Origin of the sequence: Pseudomonas sp. AOB-7 (genome assembly GCF_003696305.1) — a bacterium.
Lineage (GTDB): Bacteria > Pseudomonadota > Gammaproteobacteria > Pseudomonadales > Pseudomonadaceae > Aquipseudomonas.
This window is the reverse complement of the sequence record NZ_RFFK01000004.1, coordinates 361,636-380,144: the sequence shown is the minus strand read 5'-3', so window position 1 is coordinate 380,144 and position 18,509 is coordinate 361,636. Positions and strand designations below refer to the sequence as shown.

Genomic DNA, 18,509 nt, shown 5'->3' with positions numbered 1-18,509 from the left:
CGGTGGCGATGAGCCTGGCGCTCAGCACCCTGGCCGGGGTGGCGCTGGACGCCGCGCTCGGCGAGCCGAAGCAGGGCCACCCGCTGGTGGCCTTCGGGCGCCTGGCGAATCGTTTGGAGCAGCGCTTCAACCCCGCCGGCGGCGGCTGGCGCAGCCATGGGGTGAGCGCCTGGTGCCTGGCGGTGCTGCCGCTGACCCTGCTGACCTGGCTGCTGGCCCAGGTCTCGGCCTTCGGCTGGGCGGTGGAGATCGCTGCGCTGTACTTCGCCCTCGGTCTGCGTAGCCTCGGCGAGCACGCGCGGCCGGTGGCGCAGGCGCTGCGCCTGGGCGATCTGGCGCTGGCGCGCGAACGCGTCGGCTGGATGGTCAGCCGCAACACCGCCGCGCTCGACGCCGGCGGCGTGGCCCGCGCCGGCACCGAGTCGGTGCTGGAAAATGGTTCGGATGCGGTGTTCGCCGCGCTGTTCTGGTTCGTCGTCGCCGGCGCGCCGGGCGTGGTGCTGTACCGCCTGAGCAATACCCTGGACGCCATGTGGGGTTATCGCAACGAGCGCTTCGAACGCTTCGGCTGGGCCGCGGCGAAGATCGACGATGTACTCAATTACCTCCCCGCGCGTCTGGTGGCGCTGACCTACGCGCTGCTCGGCCACAGCGCCCTGGCGCTGCGCTGCTGGCGCCGCCAGGCGCCGCAATGGGACAGCCCCAACGCCGGCCCGGTGATGGCCGCCGGCGCCGGCAGCCTGGGGGTGAGCCTGGGCGGTGCGGCCGAGTATCACGGCGAGCTGCATGTGCGCCCGCAACTGGGCGAGGGGCCGCCGCCGCGGGCGCGCGATATCGAACGGGCGTTGAATCTGGTGTGGGGCGGCGTGCTGCTGTGGCTGGCGCTGCTGGGACTCTGGGAGGTACTGGGTGCTTGAGCATGGAGGCCGCCTGCGCGCGGCGGCGCAGCAATACGGCATCGCCCGGGAGGACTGGCTGGACCTGTCCACCGGCATCGCCCCCTATGGCTGGCCGCTGCCGGCGATTGCGGCCGAGGCCTGGGCCCGCCTGCCGGAGCCGGACGATGGCCTGGAAGCCGTCGCCCGCGACTACTACGGCGCGGCCAGCCTGCTGCCGGTGGCCGGCTCGCAGGCGGCGATCCAGGCCTTGCCGCGCCTGCGCAAGGGCTGCACGGTGGGCATCCTCTCGCCGACCTACGCCGAACACGCGGCCGCCTGGCGCCGCGAGGGGCACCGGGTGATGCAGCTCAGCGAGGGCGCCATCGACCGCGCCCTGCCGCGCCTCGACGTGCTGCTGCTGGTCAACCCGAACAATCCCACCGGCCGGCGCATCGAGACGCCGCGCCTGCTCGCCTGGCACGCGCAACTGGCCGAGCGCGGCGGTTGGCTGCTGGTCGACGAGGCCTTCATGGATTGCACCCCCGAGCACAGCCTGGCCGCTCACGGCGCGCAGCCGGGAATGATCCTGCTGCGTTCGTTCGGCAAGTTCTTCGGCCTGGCCGGCCTGCGCCTGGGCTTCGTCCTCGCCGAGCAGGAGCTGCTCGACGAATTGGCCGAGCTGCTCGGGCCCTGGGCGGTGAGCGGCCCGGCGCGGCAGCTGGCGCGCCAGCTGCTGGCCGACGGCGCCGGCCAGGCGCGTCAACGCCAGCGCCTGCAGGCCGACGGCGAGCGTCTGGCCGCGCTGCTGCGCGACTGCGGCCTGCCACCCACCGGCGGCTGCGCGCTGTTCCAGTTCTGCTGCCCGCCGCGGGCCGGCGACTGGCACGTGGCGCTGGCGCGGCGCGGCATCCTGGTGCGGCTGTTTCCCTTTCTCGATAGCCTGCGCTTCGGCTTGCCGCCGCACGAGGCGGGCTGGCAGCGCCTGCAGCAGGCCCTGCGCGAGTGCGCCGAGGAGCTGGGGCAATGATCGGCGCCACTCTGATGGTGCAGGGCACCACCTCCGACGCCGGCAAGAGCACCCTGGTGACCGCCCTGTGCCGCTGGGCGCGGCGCCAGGGCGTGGCGGTGGCGCCGTTCAAGCCGCAGAACATGGCGCTCAATTCGGCAGTGACGGCCGACGGCGGCGAGATCGGCCGCGCCCAGGCGGTGCAGGCCCAGGCCGCCGGCCTCGAACCTCACACCGACATGAACCCGGTGCTGCTCAAGCCCAACAGCGACACCGGCGCCCAGGTGATCATCCACGGCCGCGCGGTGGGCAATATGCAGGCGCTGGCCTATCACGGCTACAAGCAGGTGGCCATGGCTGCGGTGCTCCAGTCCCACGAGCGTCTGCGCCGGCAGTACCCGCTGGTGCTGGTGGAGGGCGCCGGCTCGCCGGCGGAGATCAACCTGCGCGCCGGCGATATCGCCAACATGGGCTTCGCCGAGGCGGTGGACTGCCCGGTGATCCTTATCGCCGATATCGACAAGGGTGGGGTGTTCGCCCACCTGGTCGGCACCCTGGCGCTGCTCAGCCCGTCCGAGCAGGCGCGCATCCAGGGCTTCGTGATCAACCGTTTTCGCGGCGACATCGCCCTGCTGCAACCGGGGCTGGATTGGCTGGAGCAGCGCACCGGCAAGCCGGTGCTCGGCGTGCTGCCCTACCTGATGGATTTCCACCTGGAGGCGGAGGACGCCGTCGACACCCGCCAGCAGGCCAAGGCCGAGGACGCGTTGCGGGTGGTGGTGCCGGTGCTGCCGCGCATCAGCAACCACACCGACTTCGACCCGCTGCGCCTGCACCCGCAGGTGCAGCTGAGTTTCGTCGGCCCTGGTCAGGCGATGCCGCCGGCCGACCTGATCGTCCTGCCCGGTTCCAAGAGCGTGCGCGCCGATCTGGCGCGGCTGCGCGAGCAGGGCTGGGACGCCGCCATCGCCCGTCATCTGCGCTACGGCGGCAAGCTGCTGGGCATCTGCGGCGGCCTGCAGATGCTCGGCCGGCACATCCACGACCCGCACGGCCTGGAAGGCGCCGCCGGCAGCAGCGAGGGCCTCGGTCTGCTCGATTTCGAAACGCGGCTGGAGCCGGAGAAACAATTGCGCAACGTGCGCGGCCGCCTGTGCCTGGAGCAGGCCGAGGTCAGCGGCTACGAGATTCATGCCGGGGTCAGCACCGGCGCCGGCCTCAATGGCGCGGTGAGCCTGGACGATGGCCGTCGCGACGGCGGCCTGAGCGGCGACGGTCAGGTGCTCGGCACCTACCTGCATGGCCTGTTCGAGCGCCCTGAAGCCTGCGGCGCGCTGCTGCGCTGGGCCGGGCTGCGCGAGGTGCAGGCGGTGGACTACCAGGCCCTGCGCGAGCGCGATATCGAGCGCCTGGCCGATCTGGTGGAGGCGCATCTGGATACCGATCAACTCAAGGCGCTCTGTGGCCTGGCGTAGGGTGGACGACGCTTTGTTCGTCCACCGCTGTGATCGCTGGACACCTGCCAATGGTGGATCGGTAAAGCGCGATCCACCCTACGTATTTGATCTGCCAACGGTGCGCACGGCGCACCCAACGGAGTGGACATGCTTGAACTGATCCTCGGTGGTGCCCGTTCCGGCAAGAGCCGGCTGGCGGAGAAGCTGGCGGCCGAGTCCGGCCTGGAGGTGGTGTATATCGCCACCAGCCAGGCGCTGGACGGCGAGATGAGTGCGCGCGTTGCCCAGCACCGCGCGCGCCGTCCGGCGCATTGGGCGCTGGTGGAGGAACCCGTGGCGCTGGCCCGTGTGCTGCGTGAGCAGGCGCGCGAGGAGCGCTGCCTGCTGGTGGACTGCCTGACCCTGTGGCTGACCAACCTGCTGCTGTTGGACGACGAGGCGCGCCTGGCCGCCGAGCGCGACGCGCTGCTCGACACCCTGGGCGAGCTGCCCGGGCGCATCCTGCTGGTCAGCAACGAGACCGGCCTGGGCGTGGTGCCCATGGGCGAGCTGACCCGCCGTTATGTCGACGAGGCCGGCTGGCTGCACCAGGCCCTGGCCGAACGCAGCCGGCGCGTGCAGTTCTGCGTCGCCGGGTTACCGATGATCCTCAAGGGAGAGGCGCTATGAGCCTGCACTGGTGGCAGGGCCCCTGCCAGCCGCTCGATCACGTGGCGCGGGCCAAGGCCGAGGCGCGCCAGCAACAGCTGACCAAACCGGCCGGCTCGCTCGGTCGCCTGGAAGCCCTGGCGATCCAGCTGGCGGCGCTGCAGGGCAGCGAGCGACCGAGGCTGGACAGGCTGTGGATCGCCATCTTCGCCGGCGATCACGGCGTGGTGGCCGAGGGCGTGTCGGCCTACCCGCAGGCGGTGACCGGGCAGATGCTGAGCAACTTCGTCCACGGCGGCGCAGCCATCAGCGTGCTGGCCGGCGAACTGGACGCCGCGCTGGAGGTGATCGACCTGGGCACCGCCGTGCCGCTGGAGACTCTGCCAGGTGTGCGTCATCTGTATGTCGGCGCCGGCACGCGCAATCTCGCCCGCGAACCGGCGATGACCAATGCCCAGGCGCTGATCTGCCTGCAGGCCGGCTGCGATAGCCTGCTGCGCGCCCGCGCGGTGGGCTGCGAGCTGTTTATCGGCGGCGAAATGGGCATCGGCAACACCACCGCCGCCGCCGCGCTGGCCTGCTGGCTGCTCGATTGCCCGCCGGCCGAGCTGGCCGGCCCCGGCACCGGGCTGGACGCCGCCGGAGTGGCGCACAAGGTACGGGTGATTGAGGCAGCGCTGGCCCTGCACCGACCGCAGCTCGCAGGGCCCTTGCAGGCGCTGGTGCACCTGGGCGGCTTCGAGATCGCCGCGCTGGTCGGCGCCTACCTGGCGGCGGCGCAGCAGGGCGTGGCGGTGCTGGTGGACGGCTTCATCTGCAGCGTCGCCGCGTTGCTGGCGGTGCGCCTGAAGCCCGGCTGCCGCGATTGGCTGCTGTTCGCCCACCGCGGCGCCGAGCCCGGGCATGCCCGGGTGCTGCAGGCGCTGGACGCCGAGCCGCTGCTGGAGCTGGGCCTGCGCCTCGGCGAGGGCAGCGGCGCGGCGCTGGCCGTGCCGCTGCTGCGCCTGGCCTGCACGCTGCACGGGCAGATGGCGACTTTCGCCGAGGCGGCGGTGGCGGAGCGTCCGGCATGAACCTGCGCCTGGAATTGCTGCGCCACGGCGAAACCGAGCAGGGCGGCGGCCTGCGCGGCAGCCTCGACGATGCCCTGACCGCCGCCGGCTGGGCGCAGCTGCGCGCCGCCGTGGCCGGCGCCGGGCCCTGGGACGCGCTGGTCAGCTCGCCGCTGCAGCGCTGCGCACGTTTCGCCGAGGAACTGGCGGCGCAGCATGAGCTGCCATTGGCCTTCGACGCCGCTCTGCAGGAGCTGCACTTCGGCGCCTGGGAGGGGCGCAGCGCCGCCGAACTGATGCAGACCGATGCCGAGGCCCTCGGCCGCTTCTGGGCCGATCCCTATGCCTTCACCCCGCCGGGCGGCGAGCCGCTGCTGCGCTTCGAGGCGCGCATCCTCGCCGCCCTGCAGCGGCTGTACGACGCGCACCGCGGCCGGCGCCTGCTGCTGATCACCCATGGCGGGGTGATGCGTCTGTTGCTGGCGCGCGCCCGCGGCCTGCCGCGCCACGAGCTGCTGCAGGTCAATGTCGGTTACGCCCAGCGCGTGCGCCTGCAGCTGGACGGGCAGGGCGCCCTGACGGAGCAGGCATGAGCCCGGCGCTGATCGCCCTGCAGTTTCTCACCCGCCTGCCGGTTCGCCTGCCGGGCATGCCGACGCCCGAGCAGCTCGGCCGTTCGCTGCTCTGGTATCCGGCCGTGGGCCTGCTGCTCGGCCTGCTGCTGTGGGGGGCTCACTTGCTGCTGGGCGCGGCCCCGGCATTGCTGCAGGCGGCGATCATCCTGGCGCTGTGGGTGGGCTTGAGCGGCGGCCTGCACCTGGACGGCCTGGCCGACAGCGCCGACGCCTGGGTCGGCGGCTTCGGCGACCGCGAGCGGACCCTGGCGATCATGAAGGACCCGCGCAGCGGGCCGATGGCGGTGACGGTGCTGGTACTGCTGTTGCTGCTCAAGTTCGCCGCCCTGGTCAGCCTGTTGCAGGCCGGGCAGGGCCTGCTGCTGGTGCTGCTGCCCTGGCTGGCGCGCGGCCTGCTGCCGTTGCTGCTGTGGACCACGCCTTACGTGCGCGCCGGCGGCCTGGGCCAGGCGCTGGCCGAGCAGCTGCCGCGGCACCAGCTGCCCTGGCTGCTGGCCGGTCACGGCCTGGCCATCTGCCTGCTGTTCGGCTGGGCCGGCGGGCTGGCGCTGGTGGTCGCTGCGCTGGTGTTTTTCTGCTTGCGGCGTCTGATGTGCCAACGCCTGGGCGGCACCACCGGCGATACCGCCGGCGCCCTGGTGGAGCTGGCCGAGTGCGCCGTTGTCCTTGCGCTGGCCTTGCTGGTCTGAAGGCAGAACCCGCGGCATCACCTAGGCTTCAGGCATAACCACAAAGATTGCCTGCCTTTATGCCTCTTCTGCGCTGGATGCTCGTGCTGCTGTGCCTGCTGCCGCTCGGCGTGCGCGGCGAAACCCTGACCTGGGGCGTGCTGCCGCTGCCCGGGGTATTCAACGTACGCGACGGCGAGTTGGTCGACGGCGTGCTCTACGAGGCCATGCAACTGCTCGATGCGCAGCTGGCGGAGTTGCAGATCCGCTACGAGGTGCTGCCGTTCGCCCGCCTGGAGCAGCGCCTGCTGGCCGGCGAGCCGCTGTGCATCAGCGGCCAGTTGCAGAGCGCCGAGCGCGACCGCCTGGGACACTTCGTCGCTTTTCTGCAGTCGCCACCGATCCATGTGCTGGTGCGGCGCCAGACCTATGCCCAGCTGGCCCTGGACGAGGGCCGGGTCAGCCTCGCCTGGCTGCTGGCCAACCCCTACCTGCGCGGCGCGCTGACCCGCGGCCGGGTCTACCCGCCGGCCATTCGCGAACCCCTGCAGCAGGCGCTGGACGCTCGCCGCCTGCTCGAACTGGCGGCCGGCACCGCCGGCGACGACCTGCTGCTGATGGTCAGCCACCGGCGCATCGACTACGCCTTCGAGTACCCCATGGTCTACACCGAGGTGGCGCGCAGCTTCAGCCTCGGCGACAGCCTGGTCAGCGTGCCCTTGCTGGAGGGCGATGCGCTGGTGCCGGTGGGTTTCTACTGCCCGCGCACGGCCTGGGGCGCGCGCATGGCCGCGCGCCTGGAACGCGCCGTGATCGCGCTGCTGGCGCAGCCGCAGGACCTGCTGCAGGTGCAGCGGAGTTGGCTGCCGGAGGAGGTCTACGCGCGATTCGCCGCGGATTTTCGCCGCTATTACCGGCAGCGCGCCGCCGGGCGCTAGCGGAAGCCCCTGGCGGACTGTTATGCCGACAAAGCGGGCAACTGTGCCTGTGTCTCGGGGCGAAGCGGGTATATACCTGTACCCCATGTTGCCGACCACCTGCCTCTGCACCCAATTGCGCCGCGCCAGCCGCGGGGTCACCCGACGTTACGACGACGCGCTCGCCGCGGTCGGGCTCGGCGCCGCCCAGTTTTCCCTGCTGCGCCATGTGCAGCGGCTGGGGCAGCCGAGCATTTCCGCGCTGGCCGAGGCCATGGGCCTGGATCGCAGCACCCTGGGACGCAACCTGCGGGTGCTGCAGGAGCAGGGCTTGCTGCAGCTCGGCGAAGGCCGCGATCAGCGCAGCCGCGAAGTGTTGCTCAGCGCCGCCGGTGTGCAGCGTCTGCAGCAGGCGCTGCCGCTCTGGCAACAGGTGCAGGACGAACTCAACGCACGCCTCGGCGAGGAGCGCCGCGCCGAGCTGATGCAACTGCTGGAACAACTGGCCTGATCGCGTATCGGCTCTTACTTATCGCCTTCACGGCCGCGACTGGCCGCCCCTGGGAGACACCCTAATGACCACCGCATGGCGCTCGACCACCTGGCTGCTGCTGGGCGCGTCGCTGATCCTGGCCCTGTCGCTGGGCACCCGCCACGGCTTCGGCCTGTTCCTGCCGCCGATGAGCGCCGAGTTCGGCTGGGGGCGCGAGGTGTTCGCCTTCGCCATCGCCCTGCAGAACCTGATCTGGGGCCTGGCGCAGCCATTCACCGGGGCGCTGGCCGACCGCTTCGGCGCACGCCGCACCATAGTGGTCGGCGGCCTGCTGTACGCCATCGGCCTGCTGCTGATGGGCCTGGCCGACTCGCCGCTGTCGCTGTCGCTGAGCGCCGGCCTGCTGATCGGCATCGGCCTGTCCGGCACCTCCTTCTCGGTGATCCTCGGCGTGGTCGGCCGCGCCGTGCCGGTTGAAAAACGCAGCATGGCCATGGGCATCGCCGCGGCGGCCGGCTCCTTCGGTCAGTTCGCCATGCTGCCCGGCACCCTGGGGCTGATCGGCTGGCTCGGCTGGTCGGCGGCGCTGCTCGCCCTCGGCCTGCTGGTGGCGCTGATCCTGCCGCTGGCGGCGATGATCAAGGAGCAGCCGATGCCGCTACCGAGCGGGCCTCAGCAGACCCTGGTCGAGGCGCTGCGCGAGGCGGCCGGCCACTCCGGCTTCTGGTTGCTGGCGCTGGGTTTCTTCGTCTGCGGCTTCCAGGTGGTGTTCGTCGCCGTGCACCTGCCGGCCTACCTGGTCGACCATCATCTGCCGGCGCTGACCGGCACCACGGTGCTGGCCCTGGTCGGGCTGTTCAATATCTTCGGCACCTATATCGCCGGCTGGCTCGGCGGGCGCATGTCCAAGCCGCGCCTGCTCAGCGCCCTGTACCTGACGCGCGGGGTGGTGATCACCCTGTTCCTGGTGGCGCCGCTGACGCAGTGGAGCGCCTACCTGTTCGGCATGGCCATGGGCCTGCTGTGGCTGTCCACGGTGCCGCTGACCAACGGCACGGTGGCGACCCTGTTCGGCGTGCGCAACCTGTCCATGCTCGGCGGCATCGTCTTCCTGTTCCACCAGCTCGGCTCCTTCCTCGGCGGCTGGCTGGGCGGCTACCTGTACGACCACACCGGCAGCTACGACCTGGTCTGGCAGATTTCCATCCTCCTCAGCCTGCTGGCCGCGGTCCTCAACTGGCCGGTGCGCGAGGTGCCGGTGGCGCGTCTGCAGGAGGCCGGCGCGTGAGCACGCGGCCGCTGCTGATCGGCGCCGCGCTGCTGGCGGCGGGCCTGCTGCTGGCGCTGGCCTGGTGGGGCTGGCGGCAGGGCGGCCTGGCGCTGCTGCAGCTGGGCATGAGCTTCTGCTGAGTTGCCCTGGGCACGCATGACGAGTAGCGTGGCCGGATAGCACCAGACTCTTCAGGGAAACCACCATGTCGCTGCGCCGCTTCGCCTGTACCCTCCTGTTGTCCGGCCTGGCCGTGCCGGCGCTGGCCGCCGACTGTCCGGCCCTGCTGCAGGGCGAGCTGCCGCGCCTGCGGGCCAAGGACAGCATCGACCTGTGCCAGTTCGCCGGCAAACCGCTGCTGGTGGTCAACACCGCCAGCTTCTGCGGCTTCACCCCGCAGTTCAAAGGCCTCGAGGCGCTCTATCAGCGCTACAAGGGCCAGGGCCTGGAAGTGCTCGGCGTGCCCTCCGACGACTTCCGTCAGGAAGCCGACGACAGCGAGAAGACCGCCACCGTCTGCTACGTCAACTATGGTGTGACCTTCACCATGAGCGAGCCTCAGGTGGTCACCGGTGCCGAGGCCATTGCGCTGTTCAAGGGCCTGGCCGAGCAGAGCAAGGCGCCGCGCTGGAATTTTTCCAAGTACGTGGTCGACCGCCAGGGCAAGGTGCTCGCCAGCTTCTCCAGCCTGACCAAGCCGGACGATCCGCAGCTGATCGAGGCGGTCGAGCGGGCCATCGCCTCGCAGCCCTGAGCCCGCGGCAGGCGCGCCGCCTGCCGTCTTAGCAAACGAGACCCGATGCACAGCCTCTCACCCATCTGGGCGATGGGCCGTGCCCGGCTGCCTGCCTAGACTGGCGCGGCGCCGGACGCAGTTCCCCGGCGTGCCCACAAGAACAATAACGGAGGCACCCATGCGTCGCGTCTATACCACTGCCCTTGCCACTCTGGCCCTGCTCGGCGCCGCCCAGGCCCAGGCCAACTACACCCAGACCAAGCACCCGATCGTGCTGGTGCACGGCATCACCGGCTTCGACACCATCGGCGGGCTGGTCAACTACTTCCACACCATCCCCTGGAACCTCGAACGCGACGGCGCCAAGGTGCATATCGCCAGCGTCGCCGCGTTCAACGACAGCGAACAGCGCGGCGCCGAGCTGGCCCGGCAGATCGTGCCCTGGGCCGCCGCCGGCGGCGGCAAGGTCAACCTCATCGGCCACAGCCAGGGCTCGCCCACCTCGCGGGTGGCGGCCTCGCTGCGCCCCGACCTGGTGGCCTCGGTGACCTCGATCAACGGCGTCAACAAGGGCTCCAAGGTGGCCGACGTGGTGCGCGGGGTGATCCCGCCGGGCGGCGCCATCGAAGGCGGCGCCAACGCCATCGCCAATGCGCTCGGTTCGCTGATCAACCTGCTGTCCGGCGCCAGCAACCCGCAGAACGGCCTCAATGCCCTGGCCACCCTGACCACCCCCGGCACCACCGCGCTCAACGGCCGCCATCCCTGGGGCGTGAACAGCAGTAGCTACTGCGCCAAGTCCACGGAAGTGCATAACGTGCGCGGACACAGCATTCGCTATTACTCCTGGACCGGCAACGCCGCCTACACCAACGTCTTCGATGCCGCCGATCCCTTCCTGGCCTTCACTGGCCTGGCCTTCGGCAGCGAGAAGAACGACGGCCTGGTGGGCGTTTGCGCCACCTACCTGGGCCAGGTGCTGGGCGACAGCTACAACATGAACCACGTCGATGCGATCAACCACCTGTTCGGCATCCGCGGCTGGACCGAGCCGGTAGCGCTGTATCGCCAGCACGCCAACCGCCTGAAGAACAAAGGCATCTGACCTCCCACCCGCGGCGGGCCCGCCGGCCCGCCGCAGCGAGTTGCTCATGTCCCGATCCCTGAGCCTTTGCCTGGCCGCGGCGCTGCTCGCCGGCGGTCTCACCCTGTATTGGCGCTGGCCGGCTGCCGAGGCCGTGCCGTCCGCCTTCGTCGCTCCCGTCGGCGCCAGCGTCGAGCAGCCAGCGCCAGCGTCGGTGCCGCGCGCAGCCGCGGCGACGCCCACCGCCACGCCACAGGCGCCAGCGGCGCCGCTGCCGAGCCTGGCCGGCACCGAAGTCGACGGCCGACTGCAGACCGATGCCGCCGGCAATCTGGTGCTGGAGCTGGCGCTGCGCGATTACTTCGATTATTTCCTCAGCGCCGTCGACCACTCCGGCCTCGACGCCTCGATCGCGGCGCTGCTGGCCGATGCTGGCGCACGTTTGCAGGAGCCGGCGCTGGGTCAGCTGACCAACCTGCTCGGCGACTACCTCGACTACAAGCGCGCCAGCCTGGCACTGTTGCAGCAGCCGCTGAACGCCCGCCAGCAGGTCGACCCCCAGGCCCAGCTGCAGGCGCTGCAGCAGGCCTTCGAGCGCCTGGATGCCCTGCGCCGCACGCATTTCTCGGCCGCCGCGCAGGAGGCACTGTTCGGCGCCGAGCAGGCCTACGCCCGCTACACCCTGGACAGCCTGGCGCTGCAGCAGCGCGACGACCTCGGCGAGGCGCAGCGCGCGCAGTTGCACGAGCAGCTGCGCCAGCAGTTGCCGGAGGCGCTGCGTGCCAGCGAGCTGCGCCAGCAGCAGGCCCAGGCACAACTGGCGCGCAGCGAACAGCTGTGGCGCGACGGCGCGGACGAGCAACAGGTGCGCGAGTTCCTGGCGATGACCTATGATCCGCCCACCGTGCAGCGCCTGCTGGCCGAGCAGCGCCGCGAGCGCGACTGGCAGCAGCGCTACCAGGCCTACCGCGCCGAGCTGGCCGGGTTGCAGGGCCAGGGGCTGAGCGCGGCGGATGGCGCGCAGGCGCAGCAACGGCTGCGCGAACGGCTGTTCGCCAGCGAAGATCGACACCGGGTGGAGACCTATGACGCCATCGCCGCCAAGCAGCCGCAGACGCCGCCCCAGCCCTGAGCGGCGGTGCCCATGAGCGTCGAGCAGCAGGAGCGCCTGCTGCTGGCCCAGCAGCGCCGCGGCTACAGCCGGCTGTGCTTCGTGCCGGCGCTGGAGCAGGCGTTCGTCGAGCACCGGGTGCAGCGCATTCGCCGCCGCCTGCCGTTGATCGCCGCCACCGCGGTGCTGTTCCAGCTGGCCTACGCACTGCTGGATATTTTCGCCATGCCGCTGGCCGTCAGCCTCTCGGCCTTGCCGCTGCGCCTGCTGGCGCTGGGCGCGGTGCTGCTGGCGTTCGTCTACTGCCGGCGTGCGGCTACGCCGCCGCGGCGGGCGGCCGCGGTCTACGCCGGCGCCTACCTGTGCAACGGCGTCAGCGTCGCGGTGATCGTCCACCTGTGCTGGCAGCAGGGCGTGGCGATGCCCTACGACGGTCTGTTCCTCATCCTGCTGTTCGGCTACGCGCTGCTCGGCCTGTCCTTGCGGGCGATCGGCCTGTGCAGCTGGGGCTTCTGCCTGCTGTTCGTCGGGCTCGGCCTGGGCCTCGGCGAGGCGGGGGACGAGCTGGCCTATCAGGCCATGTTCCTGTTCTGCGCCAACCTGATCGGCACGGTCGGTGCCTATATGCAGGAGCACGGTCAGCGCGGCGCCTGGCTCAACCTGCGCCTGCTCGATCTGGCGCGCCAGCGCGCCGAGGCCGACGACGCGCGCAAGCTGCGCCTGCTGGCGGCGGCCAGCCACGACCTGCGCCAGCCGTTGAACGCCATGGGCCTGTACGCCCAGCACCTGGTCGAGCAGGGCGGCGATGCCCAGACCCAGCGCATCAGCGCACGTCTGGCCGCCTCGGTGGAGCAGCTCGGCCGCCTGCTGCAGTCGCTGCTCGACTACAGCCGGCTGACCCTGCCCGGCGGCGTGCAGGCCAGGCCGCATGCCTTCGCCCTGCGCCCGCTGCTCGAACGCCTGCTCGGCGAGCTGGCCCCGGAGGCGCAGCAGCAGGGCGTGGCGCTGCGCCTGGAGTGCGCCGACTGTGGCGTGCGCAGCGACCCCCTGCTGCTGGAGCGGCTGCTGCGCAACCTGCTGAGCAACGCCCTGCAGCACGCCGGGGCGCGGCAGCTCAGCCTGAGCGCGCGCGTGCAAGGCGGCACGCTGCTGCTGGAGGTGAGCGACGACGGCCGCGGTTTGAGCGAGGCGGAGCAGGCGCTGGTGTTCGAGGAGTTTCGTCAGCTGGACAACCCCGGGCGCAATGTCGAGCGCGGTCTGGGCCTCGGCCTGGCCATAGTGCGGCAGCTGGCTGCGGTGCTGGAGCATCCGCTGCAACTGCATTCGCAACCCGGCGCCGGGGCGCGTTTCGTCCTGCGTCTGCCGCTGGCCGAGGTGCCGGCGTCGGCGCTGGCGGCGAGCGACGGCGTGCGGCGGTTGCGCGGACGCATCCTGCTGCTGGAGGACGACGCCACTGGGCGCGAGGCCCTGGCCGGCCTGCTGCGCCGCTGGGGCTGCGACGTACAGGCCTGTGCCGACCTGGCCGGCGCCCTGGCCGCCCTGCGCCGCGAACCGCCGCAGCTGCTGATCAGCGATTACCGCCTGGCCGAGTCGGGCGACGGGCTGCAGGCCATCGAGTGCCTGCGCGAGGCCGCCGGGCAGATGCTGCCGGCGCTGCTGATCAGCGCCGATCTGAGCCCCGAGCTGCAGGAGCGTTGCCTGCCGGCGCACGTCATGCCGCTGGGCAAGCCGCTGCTGCCGGCGCGCCTGCGCCAGGTGCTGGCCAGCCTGCTGCCGCGCAGCGCGGAGCAGGAAACGGCCTGACGCCGACTACAGCCAGCCGCGCTGGCGTGCGGCGCTAACGCAGGCGGTGCGGGTGTGCACGGCGAACACCTCGAACAGCGCCTTGAGGTGGGTTTTCACCGTGTCCTCGGCCAGGCCCAGCTGGCGGCTGATGGCCTTGTTCGGCAGGCCTTCGGCCAGCAGCTGGAGGATTTCCAGTTGGCGCGGGGTCAGCGGCGAGGCGCTGGCCGGGGCCGGCAGGGTTTCGCCGAGCAGCACGCGGGTGACCGCCTGGCGCAGGGCGTTGCCATCGGCGCTCTTGGGGATGAAGCCGAGCGCGCCGGCGGCCAGCGCGGCCTGGGCATCCAGGCTCGAGTCGCTGGCGCTGAGGATCGCCACCGGGGTGGCGTCGCCGCGCGCCAGCCAGCGTTGCAGCAGCTCCAGGCCGGGTTCGTCGGGCAGGCGCAGGTCGAGCAGGATCAGGTCGTAGGAATGCTGGCGCAGGCGCTGTTCGGCTTCCGCGGCGCTGTGCGCGGTGTGCACCTGCAGGTCTCGGGCGAGTGGCGCCAGGGCCAGGGCCAGGCCATCGAGGAAGATCCGGTGGTCGTCCACCAGCAGCAGGCGCAGGCGGTCGGGCAGGGTGGTGCAGAGGGCAGTCATGATGTTCTCACGCGGCTTTTCTTGTTGTTCTGCCGCGCGAGTGTAGCCAATCTCCGGCGCCGATTAGTAGCGGTAGGTCACCTGGGCGCCAAGACCGTGGGCGCTGTTCCGGTAGGTGGCGCGGTAGGAGCCCTTGAGCGGCTCGTCGAGGTCGATCTTGGCGTCTTCTTCCATCAGGTAGGAGTAGGCCAGGTCGAGGGTCAGGTCGTCGTTCGGGCTCCAGCCGGCACCGACGCTGAAGATGGTGCGGTCGCCGGTGGGGATGCGCGGCGAGCGGTGCCGATTGTTGGTCGGCGACTGGTCGACGGCCACGCCGGCGCGCAGCACCCACTGCTTGTTGAGCTGGTAGGCGGCGCCCACGGCATGCGCCCAGGTGTCGTGCCAGCCCTGTTTCTCGGTGATGGTGGTGAGGTTGGCGGCGAACGGGCCGGCCACGCCCTTGTTGTCCACGGTGATCTCCTGCAGGCGGCTCCAGCGCGTCCAGGTGCTGCCGGCGTAGAGGGTCCAGCGCTCGTCGAGGGCGTGGGTCACCGAGAAATCCACCGACTCGGGCGTCTGCAGCTCCAGGCTGGCATCGTACTTGCCGGCGGAGCCGGCCAGCAGGCCGTCGCTCTCGACCTTGGTGTGGCCCTTGAGCTTGTAGTCCACCTTGGAGTGATAGGTCAGGCCGAAGCGGGTGGCGGCGTTCAGTTCGAACAGCACGCCGGCGTTGAAGCCCATGGCGAAGTCGTCGCCCTTGACCTTTACCTGGCCGGCCGCCGAGCTGGGCAGGAAGGGGTTGGGAATGGTCGAGGTCAGCTGGCCCTCGATATGGTTGAGGGTGGGGCCGAAGCCGACCGACCACTGGTCGTTGAAGCGGTAGCTGAGGGTCGGCTGCAGGGTGATCACCCGCACTTCGCTGAGGTTGGCGTAGCCGCGGCCCTGGAAGTTGCGCTCGTAGTCGGTGACCAGGCCGAAGGGCACGTAGAGGCCGAAACCGAAGCTCCACTGCTCGTCCAGCGGCTTGACGTAATAGCCCATGGGCGCGGCGACGAACGGCACCATGTCGCCGTCGTTGCTACCGGGGATGGTGCTCTCGGCGTCGTCGATATCGCTCTTGGCGATGATCGCCGCCAGGCCGCCGCTGACCTGTTCGCGCTTGAGGCGGGCCATGCCGGCCGGGTTGCCGAAGACGGTGGTGGCGTCATCGGCGGCCGAGGAACGCCCGGCGAAGGCGGTGCCCATGGCGCTGACGCTCTGTTCGTTGATGGCGAAGCCGCTGGCCAGGCCGTGGCTCGAGGTGGCGGCGATGGCCATGGCCAGGCCGGTCTTGAGGAGGCGTTTGCTCACGAGAGAACTCCTGTGGGTGAGGCGGGGGGCGCACGCTACAGTTTTTCCTGACCCCTGCCAAGCCACATAAGTTCAGAGAAAATGGGGATATTGTCGGACAATTTTGCGAATTGTCGGACATTACTACAGATTGTGTTTGGCGCTCTCGGGCCTTGCCGCGGCGCCTCGGCACCCTGCCTGTGGTGACTGTGCTGCGCGGGGTGCGGCGTGCTGCCCGCTAGGCGACCCGACTGAACTGACCGACCCAGCGCTGCCAGGCGTCGATGAAGTCGCACAGCCGTCCCTGCGGCTGGAACACCTGGCGCCACACGCGGGCCAGGCCGAGCAGGTCGTCGGCGTCCGGCAGCTCGGCCTGCTCGGCTTCTATAAGCAGCCAGGCGATGGCGGTGGCGTAGCGCAGGTTGACCGTCAGCTCCAGGTGCGGCGCGGCGAGAAAGGCGTGCTGGCTGGCCAGGCCACGCACCCGGCTGGCCAGCTCCGGGTCGCGCGCCAGGTGCTGGTCCCACAACTGCAGGTGGCGCTGTTCGGCGATGCGGTACAGGCCATGGCCGCGACGGTCGTCCAGGGCGCTGCCGAGCGCCGACTGGCTGGCCGCGGTGCCGAGCAGCAGGGCCTCGGCGACGGCGGAGTGACGCCCCAGGTAGAGCAGGGTAGGGCGGATGACGTGCTGGCTGAGATCGCAGGCGGCTATTCCCATGGCATCCTCGCGAAGGGTGCCGGTGGGGCCGGGCGCTTGGCAGCCTTGTTCGTCGTTCTGATAAAGGCCCCACCGGAAGCGGGGTTAGCCGCTCATCCTCAAGTCTAGTGCGACCTTTTCACTGTAAAGAGCTGTTTTTAAATTGTTTTCGGCTTTCGGTTATTTGCCATATTCCTGCTGGTACTTAAGCCGCTTCAATCGCCGGTGGCGATGGGGCGCCGCTGATCGGTGATCCATTCGCTCCAGGAGCCGGCGTAGAGCGGCGCCAGCGGATAACCGGCGAGGCTCAGGGCGAACAGGTTGTGGCAGGCGGTGACCCCCGAGCCGCAATAGGCCACCAGGCCTTGCGCCGGGCGCGCGCCGCGCAGGGCATCGAAACGCGCGCGCAGCTGTTCGGCGGGGAGGAAATAGCCGTCGGCGTCGAGGTTGTCGGTGAACGCCGCGCACTGGGCGCCGGGGATATGCCCGGCGACCGGGTCGAGCGGCTCCACGTCGCCGCGAAAACGCGGCAGGGCGCGGGCGTCGAGCAGGCACAGATCGGCCGAACCCAGGCGCCGGGTCAGTTGCTCGGCGTCCACCAGCAGGCTGGCGTCCGCCTGGCCGGCGAAGTCGCCGGGCGTGGGCGTCGGTTGCCGCCGGTCGAGCGCCAGGCCGGCCTCGCGCCAGGCTTTCAGGCCGCCGTCGAGCAGGTACAGGCCGTCGCGCTTGCCCAGCCACAACAGCAACCACCAGGCGTGTGCGGCGAAGGCGCCGGGGCCGTCGTCGTAGAGCACCACCTGGCTGCCCGCGCGCAGGCCCCAGTCGCGCAGGCGCTGATTCAGCCGGGCCGGGTCGGGCAGCGGGTGGCGCCCGGTGACGCCTTTGACGAGCGGCCCGGACAGGTCCTCTTCGAGGTCGGCGAAGCAGGCGCCGGGAATATGCCCTTCCAGATAGCTGCGCCGGCCGTAGGCCGGGTCGTCGAGGGCGAAGCGGCAATCGAGCAGGACCAGCTCGGCTTGCCCCAGGCGTTGCTGCAGCTGGGCGGGGGTGAGCAGTTGCGCGAGCGGCATGGTGGCTCCTGTGTCGTGGCGGCGATTGCCGGCATCATAACGTCAAGCCTTTGCGCTGCAGCCATCTCCCGCGAAGAAGGAGCTATTTATGCTGAGCCTGCAACCCATCGCCCAGAGTGCGACCCTGGCCCGCCGTGTTGGCGTGGTGCTCGGTTCGCTCGCCGTGACCCTGTATTTCTGCCTGCGGGTGATCGGCCTGGCTACCGTCGGTCGGCTCGACCGCGCCCGCGTCGACCGCTACACCCGCCGCTGGTCGCAGCTGCTGCTGCGCCTGGTGCGTATGCGCCTGGCGGTGCACGGCGCCTGTCCGGACTTCGGCGACGGCCGCCGCTACCTGATCCTGTGCAGTCACGCCAGCCACTACGACATCCCCGCCAGCTTCGTCGCCCTGCCCGGTTCGATCCGCATGCTGGCCAAGCGCGAGCTGTTCCGCATCCCCTTTCTCGGCCGCGCCATGCGCGCCGCCGAGTTTCCCTCCATCGCCCGCCAGCAGCATGAACAAGCGCTGCGCGACCTGGCGCGGGCGCGGCAGATGATGGAGAGCGGCATCGTCCTGTGGGCCGCGCCGGAGGGTACGCGCTCGCCGGATGGCCGCCTGCAGCCGTTCAAGAAGGGCTGCTTCCACCTGGCCCTGGATACCGACGCGATCATCGTGCCGGTGACCATTCGCGGCATCCAGCACGTGCTGCCGGCGCGCACTTGGCGCTTCAACCTGGATCAGTCGGTGCAGCTGCTGATCGGCGCGCCGATCGACGCCGGCCGTTACCGCCGTGACGAGCTGCCGCGGCTGATGCTCGATACCCGTGCCGGCATGGAGCGCCTGCTCTACGGCGCCCCATCGCAGATGCCGGCGCCGAGCCCGGGCGTTGCACCTGCTTGTGTGCTCGAAAAGTGAGCGTAATCTGAGTCGATCTGGTGCGATTTTCTGTTGGGTGCTCTGAATTCACTGTTTTAGAGGGTTTTCCCGATAGGTTTTGCGCACCAAATAGTTTCATAAAGGCGACATATTGATCTGTTTTGGTGCCTTTGCTGCTGATAGAGTGCCGCGCATTCTGTCT

Annotated in this window: 20 protein-coding genes; 16 read left to right on the top strand and 4 right to left on the bottom strand. The window is 70.5% G+C overall.

From position 1 onward, the window contains the following. Positions 1–8: 8 nt before the first annotated feature. From cbiB to EA796_RS10580, 15 genes are all read left to right on the top strand, one after another. On the top strand, positions 9–917 hold the full coding sequence (gene cbiB, locus EA796_RS10645; RefSeq protein WP_122108596.1) for an adenosylcobinamide-phosphate synthase CbiB: 909 nt from the start codon (positions 9–11) through the stop codon (positions 915–917). Beyond that, positions 910–1,905: a threonine-phosphate decarboxylase CobD gene (gene cobD, locus EA796_RS10640; protein ID WP_122108595.1), complete on the top strand. Its 996-nt coding sequence runs from the start codon at positions 910–912 to the stop codon at positions 1,903–1,905. The genes cbiB and cobD overlap by 8 nt, the downstream gene beginning before the upstream one ends. Beyond that, positions 1,902–3,359, top strand: coding sequence for a cobyric acid synthase (locus EA796_RS10635; protein ID WP_122108594.1), 1,458 nt, complete (start codon positions 1,902–1,904; stop codon positions 3,357–3,359). The genes cobD and EA796_RS10635 overlap by 4 nt, the downstream gene beginning before the upstream one ends. A gap of 129 nt (positions 3,360–3,488) precedes the next feature. After that, a complete protein-coding gene (cobU, locus tag EA796_RS10630) occupies positions 3,489–4,010 on the top strand; it encodes a bifunctional adenosylcobinamide kinase/adenosylcobinamide-phosphate guanylyltransferase (RefSeq protein ID WP_122108593.1) in 522 nt (173 codons plus the stop codon). Beyond that, positions 4,007–5,062 carry a nicotinate-nucleotide--dimethylbenzimidazole phosphoribosyltransferase gene (gene cobT / locus EA796_RS10625; RefSeq protein WP_122108592.1) on the top strand — a complete coding sequence of 352 codons (1,056 nt, stop codon included), beginning with the start codon at positions 4,007–4,009 and terminating at the stop codon, positions 5,060–5,062. The genes cobU and cobT overlap by 4 nt, the downstream gene beginning before the upstream one ends. Next, complete coding sequence (cobC, locus tag EA796_RS10620; RefSeq protein ID WP_122108591.1) at positions 5,059–5,634, top strand: alpha-ribazole phosphatase family protein; 576 nt, start codon at positions 5,059–5,061, stop codon at positions 5,632–5,634. Before cobT ends, cobC begins: the two co-directional genes overlap by 4 nt. Then, the gene (locus tag EA796_RS10615; protein ID WP_122108590.1) at positions 5,631–6,365 is read left to right on the top strand and encodes an adenosylcobinamide-GDP ribazoletransferase; all 735 of its coding nucleotides are present in this window, start codon (positions 5,631–5,633) and stop codon (positions 6,363–6,365) included. The genes cobC and EA796_RS10615 overlap by 4 nt, the downstream gene beginning before the upstream one ends. A 59-nt stretch (positions 6,366–6,424) precedes the next feature. After that, complete coding sequence (locus tag EA796_RS10610) at positions 6,425–7,282, top strand: hypothetical protein (protein WP_147459045.1); 858 nt, start codon at positions 6,425–6,427, stop codon at positions 7,280–7,282. 85 nt (positions 7,283–7,367) lie between these two features. Further along, positions 7,368–7,772 carry a MarR family winged helix-turn-helix transcriptional regulator gene (locus EA796_RS10605; RefSeq protein ID WP_021445174.1) on the top strand — a complete coding sequence of 135 codons (405 nt, stop codon included), beginning with the start codon at positions 7,368–7,370 and terminating at the stop codon, positions 7,770–7,772. 64 nt (positions 7,773–7,836) lie between these two features. Beyond that, on the top strand, positions 7,837–9,042 hold the full coding sequence (locus EA796_RS10600) for an MFS transporter (RefSeq protein ID WP_021445175.1): 1,206 nt from the start codon (positions 7,837–7,839) through the stop codon (positions 9,040–9,042). Further along, complete coding sequence (locus EA796_RS23430; protein ID WP_256679207.1) at positions 9,039–9,164, top strand: hypothetical protein; 126 nt, start codon at positions 9,039–9,041, stop codon at positions 9,162–9,164. The genes EA796_RS10600 and EA796_RS23430 overlap by 4 nt, the downstream gene beginning before the upstream one ends. Positions 9,165–9,229: 65 nt before the next feature. After that, positions 9,230–9,778 (top strand): glutathione peroxidase, encoded by a 549-nt coding sequence (locus EA796_RS10595; RefSeq protein ID WP_021445066.1) that lies wholly within the window; start codon positions 9,230–9,232, stop codon positions 9,776–9,778. A gap of 160 nt (positions 9,779–9,938) precedes the next feature. Continuing rightward, on the top strand, positions 9,939–10,865 hold the full coding sequence (locus EA796_RS10590; RefSeq protein WP_122108588.1) for a triacylglycerol lipase: 927 nt from the start codon (positions 9,939–9,941) through the stop codon (positions 10,863–10,865). 46 nt (positions 10,866–10,911) lie between these two features. Then, positions 10,912–11,976: a lipase secretion chaperone gene (locus EA796_RS10585; RefSeq protein WP_122108587.1), complete on the top strand. Its 1,065-nt coding sequence runs from the start codon at positions 10,912–10,914 to the stop codon at positions 11,974–11,976. Positions 11,977–11,988: 12 nt separating this feature from the next. Then, positions 11,989–13,758, top strand: a complete 1,770-nt coding sequence (locus tag EA796_RS10580; RefSeq protein WP_122108586.1) for a hybrid sensor histidine kinase/response regulator — start codon at positions 11,989–11,991, stop codon at positions 13,756–13,758. Between the two features lie 6 nt (positions 13,759–13,764). Here EA796_RS10580 and EA796_RS10575 read toward each other — a convergent pair whose 3' ends face one another. The 4 genes from EA796_RS10575 to EA796_RS10560 form a co-directional block, all read right to left on the bottom strand. Further along, entirely contained in the window at positions 13,765–14,376 is a 612-nt protein-coding gene (locus tag EA796_RS10575) for a response regulator (RefSeq protein ID WP_021442619.1), read from the bottom strand. A gap of 63 nt (positions 14,377–14,439) precedes the next feature. Further along, positions 14,440–15,705, bottom strand: coding sequence for an OmpP1/FadL family transporter (locus EA796_RS10570; RefSeq protein ID WP_122108585.1), 1,266 nt, complete (start codon positions 15,703–15,705; stop codon positions 14,440–14,442). Between the two features lie 217 nt (positions 15,706–15,922). Further along, positions 15,923–16,402, bottom strand: coding sequence for a hypothetical protein (locus EA796_RS10565; RefSeq protein WP_021442621.1), 480 nt, complete (start codon positions 16,400–16,402; stop codon positions 15,923–15,925). 194 nt (positions 16,403–16,596) lie between these two features. After that, positions 16,597–17,451, bottom strand: a complete 855-nt coding sequence (locus EA796_RS10560; RefSeq protein WP_122108584.1) for a sulfurtransferase — start codon at positions 17,449–17,451, stop codon at positions 16,597–16,599. Between the two features lie 88 nt (positions 17,452–17,539). Between EA796_RS10560 and EA796_RS10555 the strand changes: the two genes are divergently transcribed. Next, entirely contained in the window at positions 17,540–18,346 is an 807-nt protein-coding gene (locus EA796_RS10555; RefSeq protein ID WP_122108583.1) for a 1-acyl-sn-glycerol-3-phosphate acyltransferase, read from the top strand. Positions 18,347–18,509 lie beyond the last annotated feature (163 nt).